This window comes from Marinilactibacillus sp. Marseille-P9653 (genome assembly GCF_916618885.1).
Lineage (GTDB): Bacteria > Bacillota > Bacilli > Lactobacillales > Carnobacteriaceae_A > Marinilactibacillus.
In genome coordinates this window covers 2111780-2129495 of sequence record NZ_CAKAKH010000001.1, presented here as the reverse complement: position 1 = coordinate 2129495, position 17716 = coordinate 2111780, and the positions used below count along the sequence as shown (strand labels likewise).

The 17716-nt window shown below is 38.6% G+C and carries 16 protein-coding genes and 1 other annotated feature; of the genes, 14 read left to right on the top strand and 2 right to left on the bottom strand.

The genetic code is table 11. The features are described from left to right. The first annotated feature begins 82 nt into the window (after positions 1 to 82). From nrdD to LG377_RS10320, 3 genes are all read left to right on the top strand, one after another. Positions 83 to 2275: an anaerobic ribonucleoside-triphosphate reductase gene (gene nrdD / locus LG377_RS10330; protein WP_225744574.1), complete on the top strand. Its 2193-nt coding sequence runs from the start codon at positions 83 to 85 to the stop codon at positions 2273 to 2275. Then, complete coding sequence (gene nrdG / locus LG377_RS10325) at positions 2265 to 2825, top strand: anaerobic ribonucleoside-triphosphate reductase activating protein (RefSeq protein ID WP_225744573.1); 561 nt, start codon at positions 2265 to 2267, stop codon at positions 2823 to 2825. Before nrdD ends, nrdG begins: the two co-directional genes overlap by 11 nt. A gap of 178 nt (positions 2826 to 3003) precedes the next feature. Beyond that, positions 3004 to 4365: an APC family permease gene (locus LG377_RS10320; protein ID WP_225744572.1), complete on the top strand. Its 1362-nt coding sequence runs from the start codon at positions 3004 to 3006 to the stop codon at positions 4363 to 4365. An 85-nt stretch (positions 4366 to 4450) separates the two neighbouring features. Here LG377_RS10320 and LG377_RS10315 read toward each other — a convergent pair whose 3' ends face one another. After that, positions 4451 to 6040: an ABC transporter ATP-binding protein gene (locus tag LG377_RS10315; RefSeq protein ID WP_225744571.1), complete on the bottom strand. Its 1590-nt coding sequence runs from the start codon at positions 6038 to 6040 to the stop codon at positions 4451 to 4453. Positions 6041 to 6134: 94 nt separating this feature from the next. Between LG377_RS10315 and LG377_RS10310 the strand changes: the two genes are divergently transcribed. Further along, complete coding sequence (locus tag LG377_RS10310; protein ID WP_225744570.1) at positions 6135 to 7076, top strand: helix-turn-helix domain-containing protein; 942 nt, start codon at positions 6135 to 6137, stop codon at positions 7074 to 7076. After that, positions 7069 to 7965: an MBL fold metallo-hydrolase gene (locus LG377_RS10305; protein WP_225744569.1), complete on the top strand. Its 897-nt coding sequence runs from the start codon at positions 7069 to 7071 to the stop codon at positions 7963 to 7965. The genes LG377_RS10310 and LG377_RS10305 overlap by 8 nt, the downstream gene beginning before the upstream one ends. Before the next feature lie 29 nt (positions 7966 to 7994). On the opposite strand, the gene rpmF is transcribed toward LG377_RS10305, so the two are convergent. Beyond that, complete coding sequence (gene rpmF, locus LG377_RS10300; protein ID WP_225744568.1) at positions 7995 to 8162, bottom strand: 50S ribosomal protein L32; 168 nt, start codon at positions 8160 to 8162, stop codon at positions 7995 to 7997. A 659-nt stretch (positions 8163 to 8821) separates the two neighbouring features. On the opposite strand from rpmF, the gene LG377_RS10295 reads away from it, so the two are divergent. The 9 genes from LG377_RS10295 to argB all read left to right on the top strand — a co-directional run bounded on the left by LG377_RS10295 (position 8822) and on the right by argB (position 17713). After that, a complete protein-coding gene (locus tag LG377_RS10295; RefSeq protein WP_225744674.1) occupies positions 8822 to 9544 on the top strand; it encodes a tRNA1(Val) (adenine(37)-N6)-methyltransferase in 723 nt (240 codons plus the stop codon). Next, positions 9519 to 9872 (top strand): GIY-YIG nuclease family protein, encoded by a 354-nt coding sequence (locus LG377_RS10290; protein WP_225744567.1) that lies wholly within the window; start codon positions 9519 to 9521, stop codon positions 9870 to 9872. The genes LG377_RS10295 and LG377_RS10290 overlap by 26 nt, the downstream gene beginning before the upstream one ends. After that, positions 9850 to 10725: a 16S rRNA (cytidine(1402)-2'-O)-methyltransferase gene (gene rsmI, locus LG377_RS10285; RefSeq protein WP_225744566.1), complete on the top strand. Its 876-nt coding sequence runs from the start codon at positions 9850 to 9852 to the stop codon at positions 10723 to 10725. The genes LG377_RS10290 and rsmI overlap by 23 nt, the downstream gene beginning before the upstream one ends. Before the next feature lie 63 nt (positions 10726 to 10788). Then, the gene (locus tag LG377_RS10280; RefSeq protein ID WP_225744565.1) at positions 10789 to 11634 is read left to right on the top strand and encodes a hypothetical protein; all 846 of its coding nucleotides are present in this window, start codon (positions 10789 to 10791) and stop codon (positions 11632 to 11634) included. Positions 11635 to 11776: 142 nt separating this feature from the next. Next, positions 11777 to 12727, top strand: coding sequence for an NAD(P)-dependent oxidoreductase (locus LG377_RS10275; protein WP_225744564.1), 951 nt, complete (start codon positions 11777 to 11779; stop codon positions 12725 to 12727). A 225-nt stretch (positions 12728 to 12952) separates the two neighbouring features. Next, positions 12953 to 13216, top strand: a binding site (T-box leader). A gap of 62 nt (positions 13217 to 13278) precedes the next feature. Beyond that, positions 13279 to 14550: an argininosuccinate synthase gene (locus LG377_RS10270; RefSeq protein WP_225744563.1), complete on the top strand. Its 1272-nt coding sequence runs from the start codon at positions 13279 to 13281 to the stop codon at positions 14548 to 14550. Beyond that, the gene (gene argC / locus LG377_RS10265) at positions 14547 to 15587 is read left to right on the top strand and encodes an N-acetyl-gamma-glutamyl-phosphate reductase (protein ID WP_225744562.1); all 1041 of its coding nucleotides are present in this window, start codon (positions 14547 to 14549) and stop codon (positions 15585 to 15587) included. The genes LG377_RS10270 and argC overlap by 4 nt, the downstream gene beginning before the upstream one ends. Before the next feature lie 16 nt (positions 15588 to 15603). Continuing rightward, positions 15604 to 16854 carry a bifunctional glutamate N-acetyltransferase/amino-acid acetyltransferase ArgJ gene (argJ, locus tag LG377_RS10260; RefSeq protein ID WP_225744561.1) on the top strand — a complete coding sequence of 417 codons (1251 nt, stop codon included), beginning with the start codon at positions 15604 to 15606 and terminating at the stop codon, positions 16852 to 16854. Beyond that, positions 16817 to 17713: an acetylglutamate kinase gene (gene argB, locus LG377_RS10255; RefSeq protein WP_225744560.1), complete on the top strand. Its 897-nt coding sequence runs from the start codon at positions 16817 to 16819 to the stop codon at positions 17711 to 17713. Before argJ ends, argB begins: the two co-directional genes overlap by 38 nt. The last annotated feature ends 3 nt before the right edge of the window (positions 17714 to 17716 follow it).

Genomic DNA, 17716 nt, shown 5'->3' with positions numbered 1-17716 from the left:
TTCTTGCTGAAAAGCGGGAGTTGCTTTTAGTTTTACTTGTGAAAAAACCACCAAAGTTATAAAAGTCGAAAGGGGAATCATTATGAAAACATTAGATAAAACTAGAACAATGAGTAAAAGAGATCTTAAAGAATTGAAGGTGGAAAAGCGTGATGGAAGAATACAAGATTTTTCCATCGATAAGTTGTTGAAAGTATACATAAATATTAATAAAGATAATGTAGAAATGAAGAAAGACCAACAAATACTTTTGAAAAATAGACTTGAAGAAAGAATAAAGAAACAAACGCATTCTATTATACATACTTGTGAAATAGAACACATTTTCAAGAGTGTGTTAAATGAAATAGGTCAACCAAAGCTGATTTTTCAATTAAATGCTCAAAAAGAACAGAAAAAAAGCGACAAAGAGAAGCGAAGAGATGTGAATCAAATGATTCAGAATCTTTTAGATCAAGATAAGAGTATTGTAAATGAGAATGCGAATAAGGATAGTAAAGTATTTAATACACAACGAGACCTGACAGCAGGAGTGGTTGGAAAAGCGATAGGACTGAAGTGGCTTCCAGAACACGTAGCGAATGCTCATGAAAAAGGAGAGATTCATTACCATGATCTAGATTACACTCCCTATGCTCCTATGAGTAATTGTTGCTTGATTGATTTCAAAGAGATGTTTGAAAAAGGATTTCAAATCGGTAATGCAGATGTAGAGTCTCCTAAATCGATTCAAACTGCAGCGGCTCAGACAGCTCAGATCATTGCAAATGTAGCTTCCAGCCAATATGGGGGATGTAGTTTTGACCGAATCGATGAAGTGCTGGCACCTTACGCAGAGTTGAATTACAAAAAGCATCAGAAAACAGCTGCGAAATGGGTGGGAAATCCTATAGAACAACAAGCCTTTGCCACAGAGCAAACAAAAAAAGACATCTACGACGCTATGCAGAGTTTGGAGTATGAAATCAATACCTTGTACACATCTCAGGGACAGACACCTTTTACGAGCATCGGTTTCGGACTCGGCACTTCTTGGATTGAGCAAGAGATTCAAAAAGCGATTTTGAAGGTACGACTAAATGGGCTTGGCAAAGAGAAAAGAACGGCAATTTTTCCTAAACTGATTTTCACACTGAAAAGAGGTATCAATTTAAATAAAGATGACCAGAATTATGCAATTAAGCAGCTCGCATTAGCATGCTCTGCTAAAAGAATGTATCCAGATATCTTATCTTACGATAAAATTGTGGAGCTGACAGGTAGTTTTAAAGCGCCGATGGGATGTAGATCTTTTCTACAAGGATGGAAAAATGAAGAAAACAAAGAAATCACTGCGGGGAGGATGAACTTAGGTGTTGTGACTTTAAATGTTCCAAGAATGGCTTTGGAAGCAGAGGGCGACCAAGATAAATTTTGGTCTATTTTAAAAGAACGTCTAGAAGTCTTGCGTGACGGTCTAGTCTTTAAAGCAAAAAGGGTCATGGAAGCAAAGCCTGAGAACGCACCCATTCTTTATATGCATGGTGCCTTTGGCAAGAGGCTGAATAAAGAAGAAGCTGTCGAAAGCCTATTTTTAAATAGAAGAGCGACTGCATCGATAGGGTATATTGGCTTGTACGAAGCCGCAGCTTCTTTCTTTGGTAGTGACTGGGAGCAGAACAAAGAAGCAAAGATCTTTACTTTGAACATATTGAAAGAACTGAAGCAGGCAGCGGATAAGTGGAGCAAAGAAACAGATCTTCATATCAGTGTTTATGCGACTCCAAGTGAGAGTCTGACGGATCGATTCTGTCGACTAGATACAGAGAAGTTTGGTGTAATAAAAGAGATTACAGATAAAGGTTATTACACAAATAGCTTTCACTACGATGTTAGAAAGAATCCGACACCATTTGAAAAGATTGAATTTGAAAAAGACTATGCACCTTTTACGAGCGGAGGGTTCATCCATTATTGTGAATATCCTAAATTACAAACCAATCTTAAAGCTTTGGAAGCTGTCTGGGACTTTGCATATGACAAAGTAGGTTACTTAGGAACGAACACACCGATCGATCACTGTTATCAATGCAATTTTGAGGGAGACTTTAGCCCAACAGAGTATGGATTCAAATGTCCACAATGTGGAAACACGGATCCCAAGACATGTGACGTAGTGAAAAGAACGTGTGGCTATCTCGGTAATCCGCAGAAACGTCCAATGGTAGAGGGTAGACATAAAGAAATCGCTTCTAGGATAAAGCATATGGAAAGTTGTGAGACCGATGAAAACTGATCCAGTAGTGTGGACATCTGAACAATTCAGCAAACACTATATCGCAGATTACAAACCCTATAACTTTGTGGACGGAGAAGGCGTGAGATGCAGTATTTATGTCAGTGGCTGTCCGTTTGCTTGTAAAGGATGCTACAACAAAGTCGCGCAAAATTTTGCATATGGCAAACCTTATTCTATTGAACTGGAAAATCAAATCATCGAAGATCTACGTGCAGATTACTGTCAAGGAATGACCTTACTAGGAGGAGAGCCATTCTTGAATACCGGAGTTACGATCCAGTTGAGTAAACGCATTAGAGAAGAGTTTGGCAGCCAAAAAGATATCTGGTCATGGACGGGATATACTTGGGAAGAATTGATGGCCGGAACAGAAGATAAACAGACACTGTTGTCTTATCTGGATGTAGTCGTAGACGGACGATTTGAGTTAAAGAAAAAGGATCTGGGTCTGGCATTTAGAGGGAGCTCGAATCAGCAAATCATCGACGTTCAAAAGTCATTAAAGACTGGAAAATGTGTGTTATGGCAAGATGGACACTACTTATGATTTAAAGCGGGTATGCTGTACAAAGGGGATAGACGATTTAAGTGAATAAAGCAAAACATTCTTTTCTTAAGCTGTGATTTCTGTTATATTCTCTATTATACTGTATTCAGTATAATTATTTATAATATGAATAAAGTATAATAAAAAATACTATTCAACAGTAAAAGGGAGAGAAACAGTGGAAGATAAGAAGATTGAAGTAAAACAGCATTATGGATTACTGACAGCATTGTCTATGATCGTCGGTATCTGTGTAGGATCAGGCATCTTTTTCAAATCAGATGATATCTTGGCTTATACAGGTGGCGATGTTTTACTAGGCGTGCTTGTATTCTGTTTTGGTGCTTTATGTGTGATTTTTGGAAGTATTACATTAACTGAATTAGCCAGTAGAACAGAAAAAACAGGTGGCGTAGTTGGATATTTTGAAGAGTTCATTTCACCTGCGGCAGCTAGTGCATTCGGCTGGTTCCAAGTATGGGTTTATTTCCCGACAATCACAGTAGTGGTTGCATGGGTAGCTGGAATTTACACCACAATGCTGTTTAACTTACCATCAACACTTGAAACACAAGTCGGCATAGGACTTATTTATTTAACATTCTTGTTTGGGATGAATTATATTTCACTTAAAGCAGGTGGACGTTTCCAGAATCTTACGACGTTCATTAAACTGATTCCCTTAATCGGGATTGGTCTTGTAGGATTGTTCTGGAGCGCGCCAAGCCCTGAAATTCCAAACGAAGTGGCTGTGATTGGAACAAGCTCTGTCGGACTCGGCTGGCTTGCAGCCTTAGCGCCAATGGCCTTTTCTTTTGAAGGATGGGTCATCTCGACAACCATCACACCAGAAGTTAAAAATGCTAAACGCAATATGCCAATCGCGTTGACCATTGGACCTTTGATTGTACTCGTTGTTTACCTAGCGTACTTCCTAGGAACAGTATCGATTGTTGGAGAAGAATATATCTTGTCCACAGGAGATGCTGCAATCAGTCAGATTGGTACAGCTATACTCGGCGCTAATGGTGAATCTATTATGCTTACATTCGTTTTGATTGCTGTTTTAGGTGTAGTGAACGGATTGACTTTAGGGTATATCCGTCTCCCTCAAGCACTTGCAACAAAAAATATGATTCCAATGAGCGATAGTATCAAAGTAATGGATGCAAAAAGAGAATTATCACCCGCTTCTACTATTTTTGCTTTTGTAGTCAGCTTGGTGTGGATGGGATTACATTACATCACTCAAAAAACGTCCTTGTTATCGGGTGGAGACATCAGTGAGATCGCGATTGTATTCAGTTACTTGGCATACGCCGTTCTATATTTAAAAGTTATCCAACTGAAACGAGAAGGTGTCATCAAAAATGTCTTCTTAGGTTACGTTGCACCAGTGCTTGGAACACTTGGCTCACTCGTCATTTTAATAGGGGGAATCTTCTCTAATCCAACATTTGTACCATTCTTCCTAATTTTCTCTTTACTCGTCTGTATCGCAGGATTCGTTTATTACCAAAAGAAAAATCAAAGCGCATAATCATTTAAATAAACCATCCTCTAACATACAGCTCAGCTGAAAGCGAAGAGGATGGTTTATTTTTTTAAGTAATCTTACAATAGAATCAACTTAAAGACAGTAAGCCATCTAATTGAGACCTTATAGAATCTCTTAGATGATGCGTGATCATCAAGACAGTCAATTTTGGATTAGTTACTAGGTGCTGTTCAATTTTGATTGCACTAACTTCATCTAGGCTAGAAGTTCCCTCATCAATTAAGATAATGGATTTCCCACGAACCAATCCGCGAGCTAAAGCGATGCGTTGACGTTGCCCACCAGATAAAGAGCGGCCGCCCTCTCCAACAGGCGTATCCAGACCTTCAGGAAGTTGTAGAATGAATTCATCTAGTGCACTTTGTGCCAAAGCTGTTTTTAAAATATAGTCTCCGAAAGTCTCACCCAGTGTGATATTATCTCTGATTGTACCATCAAATAGATAAGGGACTTGATCAACATAGAGCACATGTTGCCGCAACTGTTGGCCAGTTAAAGTTTCTAGCTCGTGCCCAGCGAAAGAGACCGAACCTGAATAGTCTGTTAGTTTACCACTTAAAACATTGAATAAGGTAGATTTACCGCTACCGCTAGCGCCAGTAATTGCATACTTTCCGCCGAGAGAGAAAGAATAAGAGAGGTTATCAAATAAAGGCTTATCCCCATAGGCGTAAGAAACATTGGATAGTTCGAAACCACTACGACAAGAAATACGCTCATTAACTTGTTCATCAAGACAATCTATTTTTTCAAACTTTTCAAAAATTGGACGTGTCGCTCGAATACCAGCGATACGCTGACTAAGGTTACCCACGGTATTAAAGATGGTGCTTGCCAGATTTCCGGTAGAGGCAATCGAGCCGAGACTAAGTAAAGATTGAAAGGCTAGAAATCCAGTCAAGGCCACTACGGATAACTGCCCAAGAATGTTTCCGAAAGCACCTAGACTCACAACGAAGCTCATAACTCGTGCCTGATGATTTTTTGCCTCGGCAAGCTTTAATGATGCATGACGAACAGATGAAGTGATGCGACTTAATAAATTAAAAGAGAACAGAGTATCAAAACCAGATAGTGCATCAGAAGTTTTGCTTAAGAAGACTTCATTTTGTCGAGTTGTTTCAAGTGAGGCAGTAGCCAATTTCTTCTCAAATAATTTAGGTAACCAGAGTGTCAGTGCTCCGATCACAAAGCTTAAAACCACGATACTCCAATGGAAGAAGAAAAGTGCAACTACTGAAGTTATAGTAGCGATGATACCAGAGAGAACAGCATAGAACTCATCAAAAGCATCCACTTCGATTGTATTCATATCATTACTTAACCAAGAAGCATACGTACCGACCTGTTTTTCATGAAAGGTTTTGTAGCTGACTTTTTCAAGCCTTTCAGTAATCGAACGACGAATGGCCGTTACCATACGCTGTTTGATCCGACTCATAGCGTTGATTTGGAAAAAAGTAAAAAGTAAAAATAACATGAAAATCATAAACATCTGTACAGTCGTCCAAAAAAATAAATCAAAGTCTAAGTCAATCAGCGCATTGAACGCTCGTGCATTCAAAACGCTCACCATGGTTTGACAAGAAGCCGTTATAAGCAGCAAAATACCAATAAATACATTTTCTTTCCAAAATTTTTTAAGCATAGAAAACATAATATCACGTCCTTTTTTATTTGTACCTTTAGTGTAAGTGAGGTAAACTAATCGCAAGTATAAAATTGCAGATATGCAAAAAAAGGAGGTCGTTATGTACGGTCAGTTATTTAAAACAATTAGAAAAGGCAAAGGAATTACGCTAAAAGAAGCTTGTGGATCAGTCCTTTCCGTTTCTCAGTTATCCAGATTTGAAAACGAGAAATCCATGGTTCCAGTAGACTTATTTTTCCAGTTGTTAGATCAAATCAATACGACAGCAGAAGAATTTCTATATTTAAGAGGATCAGATTTGGAAACAGATATCCGCTATTATGCTATTCGCATAGAAGACTATGTAAATAACAATCATTACGAGCAACTCAAGAAACTAAAAGAGGAAATCAAGGCCGCTAGACCGGCTCCTTATAGTTGGCAGCAATTTTTTCTTTATTTTATCGAGGGTTTGGAAGATATAAACGAAGAAAAACCAAATAGCAATTTACTAGTATTGGATTATTTGATGCAAGTAGAAAACTGGGGAGAAATGGAACTAAGACTCTACGCCATGTTTGGTTTCAGTCTTGATGTTGAAACAACCTATGTTTTAATGCGGACAGCTCTGAAAAGGAGTAAAATATATCAGTCGATTCCAAGAGATAGTAAATTACTACATACGATTTTAACCAATAACTTTTCAACATTTATCTATCACGGTAAAATTGACTATGCAGAAGAGACGATCAAAGCCTTTGACCAGCATTATTCTAAAGACGTCGATTTACTTAGTCCGCATATTGATTTCATATTTAATAAAGGTATACTGCAATTCAAAAAACAGAATGAAACAAGAGGGAAAGAGTATTGCGAACAAGCTCTTAATATTTGTACATTATTTAATCAAAAAGAGACACTTAAGATACTCCAGAAAAGGTATAAAACATGGTTGAATCGACACAAAGATCCTGAATTCAAAGAACTTACAATTAACTTTGGGTTTATTGGTGATTGGGAAACAGAAAAAGATCTAAGGGAAAGGGGGAAATTAAATGGCTGACCAATTAGACACATTAGTATTCCATGATATGAAGCTGACTTGGATAGACGGAGGCATTACTTCAATGGATGGAGGCGCCATGTTTGGTCCGGTCCCTAAACCACTCTGGTCAAGAAAATATCCGGCTAACGAAAAGAATCAGATAGAATTGCCAACTGATGCTATTTTGATTCAATATAAAGGAAAAAATTATTTGATTGATGCTGGAGTAGGAACAGGCAAGTTAACAGACAAGCAGATCAGAAACTATGGTGTACGGGAAGAGACTCGAATAGAAGAAAGTTTGGATCAGGTTGGATTGACTGTCCAAGATATTGATGGATTGATCATGACACATATGCATTTTGATCATGCTGGAGGGCTAACTCAGTTGAAAGAAGGTCAATATGTATCCACTTTTCCAAACGCAGTGATTTATGTAAATGATATTGAATGGGATGAAATTCGCCATCCTAATATTCGTTCAAAAAGTACGTACTGGAAAGAAAACTGGGAAGCAGTAGAGGAACAAATTAGAACCTTTGAAAAGAGTCTTGAGATTGTACCTGGTATTGAACTGATTCATACCGGTGGACACAGCAGAGGACACTCTATCGTAAAGCTGACACAGAACCAAGAAACGCTTTTACATCTAGCTGATATTATGCCTACGCATGCTCATCAAAATCCTCTATGGGTACTTGGATTTGATGATTATCCGATGGATTCTATTGCAGCTAAACAGTATTGGATGGAAGAAGCGCGCAAGCTTGACGCAAAATTCATCTTTTACCATGATGCTTTTTACAGAATGGTGCAGTGGGATCATAGTGGAAAGCAAATAATGGTCAGCATTAAAAGAAGCAAAGAACCTTATATAAATTTTGATACGAAAAAAGACAACCAGTAAGCTATGGTTGTCTTTTTCAATCGCTTTGATTAATCAATCACTTTTTTTCCGTTATAGTTACCACTCTTAGAAACGCGGTGACTCATACGGTATTCACCGAGCTTTTCATCATAAGAGATATTTGGAGCTTTCAGTTGCTTATGTGTACGCTGTTTCTTTTTCTTTGCAGTAGATCTTCTACGTTTTGGTACGGCCATAGTATTCTCTTCCTTTCTATATTTTATTCAAAATTGAAGAGAGTCGTTGGTTGACTCTTTTAAACCGTAAACGTTACGATTTATATTATATAAAACATCTTAGCTGATTGCAAGAAACATTCTATATCAATATTTAATTCAGTTATTCTGCTTTCTGAAAGTGTGATGTTTTATCAATAAAAGCTAAATAATTAAGAATAGTGAATAGAATTAAGATTGACGTAAGATGACTTGTATAGTTTAAACCATTGAATTCAAAGGTTTAAATACAACGCTATGATGCACAGAAATTGATTATTTTGAAATGTATGGTATAATGTAACTACATTAAGAATAAATATGAAGTATTATATAAAATCGTTTTAACGAAGTTTAATCGATCTGGCGCAACTATAGAGTTGTAAGGACACAGTAGAGGTAGGGACTGTGTTGTTTAAATGAGAAACTCAGTCATATAATTTGAATAGTAATTTTGCACGAATTAACTGTATAAGTCATTTATTTTTAATCAGAGAGCCGCTCCCTTAATTGGGAGGGGCTTTTGTCAATTCTAAGGTCATTTTTGAATTGAAATTTTGGTATACTATAAGAAACAAATAGAGAAGGAAGCTAAGCTATTGAAAGACTTACTTAAAGATGACGAACGTATTGATCAGTTGATGCAATACGATATAGAAATAATACAAAGCCCTTCAGTTTTCTCTTTTTCATTAGATGCCGTATTGTTAGGAGAGTTTGCTCAAGTACCCAAGCATAATCGTGCTAAAATTGTTGATCTCTGTTCTGGGAACGGTGCAGTTGCCCTCATGCTTAGTCAAAAGACGGCTAGTCCGGTGACTGGGGTTGAGATTCAAGAAAGACTTGTGGATATGGCAAATAGAAGTATTGAATTGAATCAGTTACAGGAACAAGTAATGATGAAACATGCTGATGTTAAAGAAGTCAGAGAAATGATTCGACATGATTCAGTGGATGTCGTGACCTGTAACCCACCTTATTTTAAAGTGACTGAAGAAAGTCTTCAGAATCCAAACACACACCTTGCGATTGCCAGACATGAAATTTATTTGTCTTTGGAGGAAATGATGAAAGCAACGGCTTTTTTACTTAAAACAAAAGGAAAAGCCTATTTTGTACACAGACCAGATCGATTTTTAGAAATTTTGGATGCTATGCGTGCCGTTAACCTCGCGCCTAAAAGAGTCCGATTTGTTTATCCTAAACAGCATAAAGAAGCAAATATGATACTAATTGAAGGCATTAAAAATGGAAAAGAAACAGGCTTCACTGTGCTCGCGCCTTTATTTGTGTTTGATCAAAATGACCAATATTTACCTGAAGTGAGAAGGATGATTTATGGAGCCGAAAGAAACGAAGAATAGCTATTTCTATGTACTACACTGTAAAGACGGTTCATTTTATGGTGGGTATACTACAGATTTAGAACGAAGACTGGATGAACATAATTCAGGTACGGGTGCGAAATATACAAAACCAAGCTACAGACGCCCTCTTAGAATGATCTATGCTGAAATTCATCCTACAAGAAGTGCAGCGACAAAAGCCGAAGCAGCCTTCAAAAAACGAAAAAGAATCAGTAAAGAACGGTATTTAAAACAGAATGGAGTAAGTTTGCCGTTCAGTCAACAAGAACGATGTAAGATTGTAAGAAGAGAGGATGCAGTTGATGCAGACGCAAAAGAGTTATGAGAAAACAGAAACAGGTATGTTATATCTAGTACCGACACCGATTGGGAACTTAGAAGATATGACGTTTAGAGCTATCAGAATGCTGAAAGAAGCAGATCTAATTGCTGCTGAAGATACAAGAAATACGCAGAAATTACTGAATCATTTTGAAATTCAGACAAGTCAGATTAGTTTTCACGAACACAATTCACAGGAGCGGACACCAAAACTGGTTGAAAGAATGATTGCTGGAGAAACAATTGCTCAGGTGAGCGACGCAGGTATGCCTTCTATCAGCGATCCAGGTGTTGACTTGGTTAAGGCAGCTATTAAAGCGGGTATTGCAGTCGTCCCATTACCTGGAGCGAATGCTGCACTGCCAGCACTCATTGCTTCTGGCATCTCACCCCAACCGTTTTACTTTCATGGGTTTTTACCACGGAAGAAAAAAGATTTGCATACTGAACTGGAAACACTGAATAAGCGCCAAGAAACCATCATTTTTTATGAATCGCCACATCGACTAAAAGCGTTACTGGAACAAATTGAAAAAGTCATGGGACCAGATCGAAAGATTGTTCTAGCTAGAGAGTTAACGAAAAGATATGAAGAATTTATTAGAGGAACGGTTTTTGAAGTGTCTGAATGGGCTCAAGCAGAGCAGATTCGAGGAGAGTTCTGTGTGATTCTTGAAGGGAATGCTGATCCGATTTTAGACCAAGAAGTAATGGAATGGCAAGATTGGTCTGTAAAAGAACATGTCGAAAAATTAATGGAATCAGACGGGTTAAATAGCAAGCAGGCAATAAAAGAAGTGTCTATTTTAAGAGAACAGCCTAAAAGAGATATTTATTCAGAGTACCACGAGTTATAAGAGAATTATAGTATTCTTAAAAAAGATACAGTATACTATAATCAAATGAAGGAGGTAGTCTTTATGAAAAACTGGACGAAAATAATCACGCTTTTAACTGTTGGGGCTGCGCTAGCTGCATGTAGCAATAATAATGATGAAGCCGTAGTGGCACCTGAAACAGAACAAGAAACGACTACTGAAATAGATACAGAATCGACTGAAACAGCAGAAACAGTAGATGAAACGGATGATAAAAGATCAGCGTATCAAGCTGAACTAGACCAAGCACAAGCGCAATATGATAATGAGCAGCTGGATGAATCAGCTGGAACGTTATCTGTTTTACTTAAAGAAGATTTAACGGAATATCAAGCAATTAAGGATGAAGCTGAAGGGCTTTTAGAAAAAGTTACGCTCGCTCAAGCGGAACAAGCAAGACAAGTAGCGGGAGCCTCTTCTGACAAAACTGAGTATCAGACAGAGCGTAGTTCTTCCGTGCTTGCAGAAAAATACTTAGCTGAAACAGGTCAGTCTATCGAAGCAGCAACAGACGAAGAATTGGGAAGCTGGTTATCTGCTCAGGATAAGAAAGCAGAAGAAACAAGTTCGAGTTCAGAAACAGACTCAGAAGAAACGACAGAAACAGAAGCTGAACCAGAAAATAAATTTGCTACTGACGAAGAAGCGGAAGATTATGCATTCGATCAACTAATTGGAAGACTAGGATTGTCGAATGAAAACTACTCTTATTTTGTGAATAAAACAGATGATCAGTGGGTAACAATCGAAGCAAGAGAGTCAATGGAACAAGACGGCGTAGAATGGTCGAACATGATTGGGATGTACCGTTATAACCTTGAGAATGATTCAATTGAAAAACTGAATTCTGTTTCTGGAAACTACGAAAATGTAAATAAAGGCATTTAAACTTTAAATTAATACCGGTCTCTTAAAGACATTGACGCTCTAAAAGGTCAGTGTCTTTTTTTGATCGTGTTTTCTTAAGAAGCGGATAATAGAAATTTGAAGCCCCCTATGTCATAATAGAAAAAAGGGAGTGGAAGAATCTATGTCAAAATATATTTTAGCATTAAGAGAACTTCAGTCAGAACATCAAAAACGTGTGGAAGAATTAGCACCAGATCATAAGGTTATTCGTTCAATAGAAGAAGCGGATGCCATTGAAGATATTGAAATTCTGTATAGTTGGAAAAAAGATCAAGGAACAGAGCTACTTAATAACGATAAAAATCAGATCAAATGGATTCAAACAGCTTCTGCAGGAATCGATTATCTGGACCTTGAAGAACTCGAGAAGCAAGAAATTGTCTTAACCAATTCAAGTGGAATTCATGCAAAGGGTATTGCAGAATCGACTATGGCCATGATTTTGAATTATACTAGAGGAATTGGCCACTCTTTGAAAGCGCAACTTAACGCTGAATGGTCTGAACTAGAAACCTTGATCGAACTTGAAGAAAAGACCATTATGATTGTTGGAACAGGAGAAATTGGTAAGCAAGTTGGGAAACTTGCGAAAGCTTTCGATATGAAAACAATCGGAATTAATCGAAGTGGCGATCATGCAGAGAATATGGACGAACAACATACCCAAGACGATCTGTCAGAAGTCATTGGTCAGGCGGATATTGTTGTGAACATTTTACCTCTCACAGATGAGACAGAAAACTTCTTTGATAAAGAACGGTTCAACAACATGAAAGAACAGTCAATCTTTATCAATGTGGGTAGAGGTGGATCAGTTGTTACAGATGATTTGATCGATGCACTAGAAAATGGAAACTTAGCTTATGCAGCACTAGATGTACTGCACGAAGAGCCACTTCCAGAAGATCATCCTTTATGGAAACGAGACGACGTATTGATTACGCCACATATTTCAGGTCATTTAGAGAATTATGACCGTCACCTTTTCCCTATTTTCGAAAAAAATCTTAAAGCTTTTGTAGAAGGTGAATCTTTACCAGTGAATGTGGTTGATTATTCAAAAGGATATTAATAATAAGGTTATACAATGATTTGCTTAAATGACGAGAGAGGGCTACCTTGTAGCTTTTTTTCGTCTTTTTTTATGGAATATTTCCATATTCATTAAGTTGTATACGAATTATAATATTGTATAAAAATTTATATTAAACAAATTTAACTAATATTATGTGATTTAATATGCAGAAATAAGTATAAAAAGTGTTGACTTCTATTTTGAGCTATTGTAGACTACGTCATAACATCAATGAACAAGAGAGTAAGTGAATGACTTTATAAATGCTTAAAGCAGTCAGCGAGTCGACATAGAGTGGAAGGTCGGCATAAAGTTTTCACTGAACCGCACTTGGAAGATGCTATCTTAACTGATTTCTTAGAAGTTAGAAATTAGAAGAGATAGCCGCTTTGCAGCGTTACTGCACTGAGGTGGCAGACACCCGAGAAAGTTAAATGATAATCGTCTGCAAGTAGAGTGGTACCGCGATGAATAATCGTCTCTGTGTAAAAACAGAGGTGGTTTTTTTTTATACCCAAAAAACTAAAATGAGAAGAGGAGCAGACATCATGACAGAAAAAACATACAACAAAATCGTACTAGCTTATTCAGGAGGACTCGATACTTCAGTGATTATCCACTGGCTGAAAGAGCATTACAATTGTGAAATTATTGCCGTTACAGCTAACGTTGGGCAAGAAGATGAACTGGAAGGATTAGAAGAAAAGGCTTTGAAAACGGGCGCTTCAAAGTTCTATCTAGCAGAAATCGAAGAAGCTTTTGTTTATGATTCTATCTTTCCCACACTGAAAGCAGGAGCAATTTATGAGAACAAATACCTTCTAGGAACAGCGACGGCTCGTCCTGTTATTGCAAAAGCATTAGTGGATATTGCCAAACAAGAAGGAGCCGATGCGATCTGTCATGGTTGTACTGGAAAAGGCAATGATCAAGTCCGTTTTGAAATGGGGATCAAGGCACTCGCGCCGGAAATCGATATTATTGCCCCATGGAGAACTTGGGACATCACTTCTCGTGAAGAGGCGATTGATTACGCAGAGAAAAATAACATTCCCTTGAAAATTTCTCGTGAAACCAATTACTCCAAAGATAAAAACCTCTGGCACTTGTCTCACGAAGGACTAGACCTTGAAGATCCAATGAATGAACCGAAATACGATTCGATTCTAGAAATGAGTGTCACGCCAGAACAGGCACCAGACAAACCGACTTATGTCAGTATCACTTTTGAACAAGGCATTCCAGTAGCGATAAATGGAAAAGAAACAGACGGTGTTCAGTTGATCAAGCAATTAAATACGGTAGGAGGCGCCAACGCGATAGGCATCCTCGATATGATTGAAAATCGTCTTGTTGGAATGAAGAGCCGCGGGATATATGAAACACCAGGTGGGACACTCCTTTATTTTTCCCATGAGCAGCTGGAGATGATTACGCTAGATAAAGAAACTTTACAATACAAGCAAGATCTCGCTCAAAAATATGCGAATTTAATTTACAATGGACAATTTTTCACACCTTTAAAACAAGCGATGGACGCTTTTGTTGATGAAACACAACAGACCGTTACGGGAACCGTTCAACTGAAATTGTATAAAGGCAATATGGTCGTCTCAAGCGTGGAGTCACCATTCAGCCTTTACTCAGAAGCTTTTGCGACCTTTGATGAAGATGATGTATACAATCAAGGTGATGCAGCTGGATTCATCAATCTTTACGGCTTATCTAGTGTTATCCAAGCTGAAATGAAACAGAAAACACAATTTGCAAAAGAGGCACAAAATCAGTTCACTACAAAACAAGAAGGTCTTAAAGTATGAAAAAAGTAAAAGTTGGGGTGATTGGAGCAAGCGGTTTTGTTGGAGCGGAACTGATTGGAATATTATTGACTCATCCAAATGTTCAGCTGACCGGCTTGTCTTCGGTGAATCATATAGGAGAGCCACTTTCATCGGTTTTTCCAGCTTTTACAGGAGCTTACGATCAAATCTTTTCAGACAATGAAACGGTCATCGAACAGTCGGACTTGCTTTTCCTTTGCTTACCACATGGAAAAAGTGAAGCATTAGTCAAACAATGTATGGATAAAAGCAAAAAGGTGATCGATATTGGAGCGGATTTCAGACTAAAAGACCTGACCGCTTACGAAGCTTGGTATGACGTTAAAGTGGATTACCCCGAGTTACGAGAAGCAGCCGTTTATGGCTTACCGGAGTTAAACCGTGAGGACATTAAAAAAACTCAGCTGGTTGCCAATCCTGGTTGTTATCCGACAAGCATTTTACTAGGCCTTTATCCAGCAATTGCCAAGCAGTTAGTTGATCCAAGTAACCTGATTATTGATTCCAAGTCAGGTGTAACTGGGGCTGGGAAATCCTTATCGGAAGCAACACATTTTGCTTTTAAAAATGAGGGATTCAATGCCTATAAAGTAGGAAGCCACAGACATACACCAGAAATCGAAGAAATGATTCAAGTTATGGGTGGCGGACAGATTCAATGTTCTTTTGTACCACATCTTTTGCCGGTCAATCGGGGGATTTTATCCACACTCTATGTGGATATCAAGGAAGGGGTTACTGCTGAAGAAATTTATACCGCTTATAGAACATTCTATGAAAAAGAACCTTTTGTAACCGTACTTGAAAAAGGAAAGTTGCCGGATATCAGTCATGTGAGTCACTCCAATCAGTGTCATATTGGCTTAGCGGTGGATTCAAGAACCAAGCGACTGATTATTGTCAGTGTGATCGATAATATGCAAAAAGGTGCGGCAGGACAAGCAGTGCAGAATTTTAATTTGATGATAGGAATAGATGAGACAAAAGGACTTTCGATGGTAGCACCATCGTTTTGAGGGGAGAGGTGAAAGGATGCAAGCCAATACAAAACAAAAAGTAGATCAGCAGTTGGAATGGATTGAAGGAAATGTCTGTGCACCTAAAGGATTTTTAGCTTCCGGAGTACATGCTGGATTTAAACGGAAAAGAAAAGATCTGGCACTCATTTATAGCCAGCAACTGTGTTCAACGGCAAGTGTGTACACACAAAACAAAGTAAAAGGTGCGCCACTTATCGTAACACAAGAACATAGTGCAAATGGTTATGCGCAGGCCATCATCTGTAATAGCGGGAATGCGAACACTTGCAATGCGAATGGGATTGAAGTTGCACATCAGGTCTGTGCATTACTTGGAGAGTCGCTTGATATATCAAATGATGATGTGATCGTAGCGTCAACGGGGGTTATCGGCCAACCGTTGGATATTGAACCTTTTAAATACGGGATTCCGGAACTAGTGGATCAACTAAATGAAACAGGTGACCGATCAGCCGCAGAAGCCATTTTAACTACAGATACAAATATCAAAGAAAGCGCCGTTGCTTTTGAAATAGAAGATACACTTGTCAAAATTGGGGGTATGTCGAAAGGAAGTGGCATGATTCATCCCAATATGGCGACAATGCTTGGCTTTGTAACAACGGATGCGGCGATTGAACCGGAGATTTTATCTACAGCACTTAAATCTATCGTAAAAGATACGTTTAATATGATCAGTGTGGATGGAGATACGTCTACAAATGATATGGTCACCGTACTAGCGAATGCAAAAGCCGGTAACGCAATTATTGATTCTGTGGAACATCCTGGTTACGCCACTTTTAAAGAAGCTTTACATCAAGTCTGCAAAGAACTGGCTATTGCCATTGCTAAAGACGGAGAAGGGGCAAGCACGTTGATCACATGTAACGTACTAGAAGCAAGTACGGAACAAGATGCAAAGCTGATCGCAAAAGAAGTGATCAGCAGTAGCTTGGTCAAAACGGCTGTACACGGGAGAGATGCGAATGTCGGTCGTTTGCTATGCGCGATCGGTTACAGTGGAGCAGATTTTGATCAACAAAGCATGGACATATACTTACGCGCAGAAAATTATCAAAGTATCTGCGTATGTGAAGCAGGATCTATTCTTTTATTTGATGAAGATAAAGCTTTTGAAATTTTAGGAACAGATCAGTTGAGTATTGATATTTACTTGTATAGAGGACAAGAAAAAGCAACAGCTTGGGGGTGTGACCTTACGTATGACTACGTCAAAATCAACAGTGCTTACAGAACATGATCAAGCACTAGATTCATTTAAAGTAGCAGAAATTCTGACGAATGCACTGCCTTATATTCAGCGGTATGATCAGAAAATGGTTGTTATTAAATATGGTGGTTCGGCCATGCAGGATGAAATGCTGAAAAGAGCGGTCCTTTCTGACATTTTGTTGCTAGCCAAGGTAGGAATCAATGTGGTCATCGTACATGGAGGCGGGCCAGCGATCAATCACTGGCTTGAGAAGGCAGACGTGCAGAGTACTTTTGTGAATGGACTCAGAAAAACAGATGCAGCTACAATGGACATTGCTCAAATGGTTTTAGCTGGAAAAATCAATAAAGACCTGACTCGTATGATACATCGCTTAGGTGGAAAAGCCATGGGCATCAGTGGGATCGATGGCGGAATGATTTCAGCCACCTTGAAAGATCCAGAACACTTAGGTGCGGTCGGAGAAATCACAGGAGTCAATACACAAGTCATCAAGGACCTCGTCCAAAATGGTTATATACCGGTCATTGCCTGTATTGGAACAGACGAAAACGGGGAAACCTGTAACATCAACGGAGATGAGATGGCTAGCGGCATCGCCAAAGTACTTGGCGCAGATAACTTTGTCTTGATGTCAGATGTTGCCGGCGTGCTTGAAGACCCTACCGACCCAGAAACATTGATCAAACAAATCGATATCGATAAAGTGTCTTCTCTTTATGAAGACCAAATCATTAGTGGCGGAATGATTCCTAAAGTTCAGTGCTGCGTGGATGCGGTCAGAGAATCCGTTAGACAGGCGGTTATATTAGACGGACGTATACCACATTCTCTGATCGTAGAATTTTTAACGGATAGTGGGATTGGAACCTTGTTTTACAAATAAATC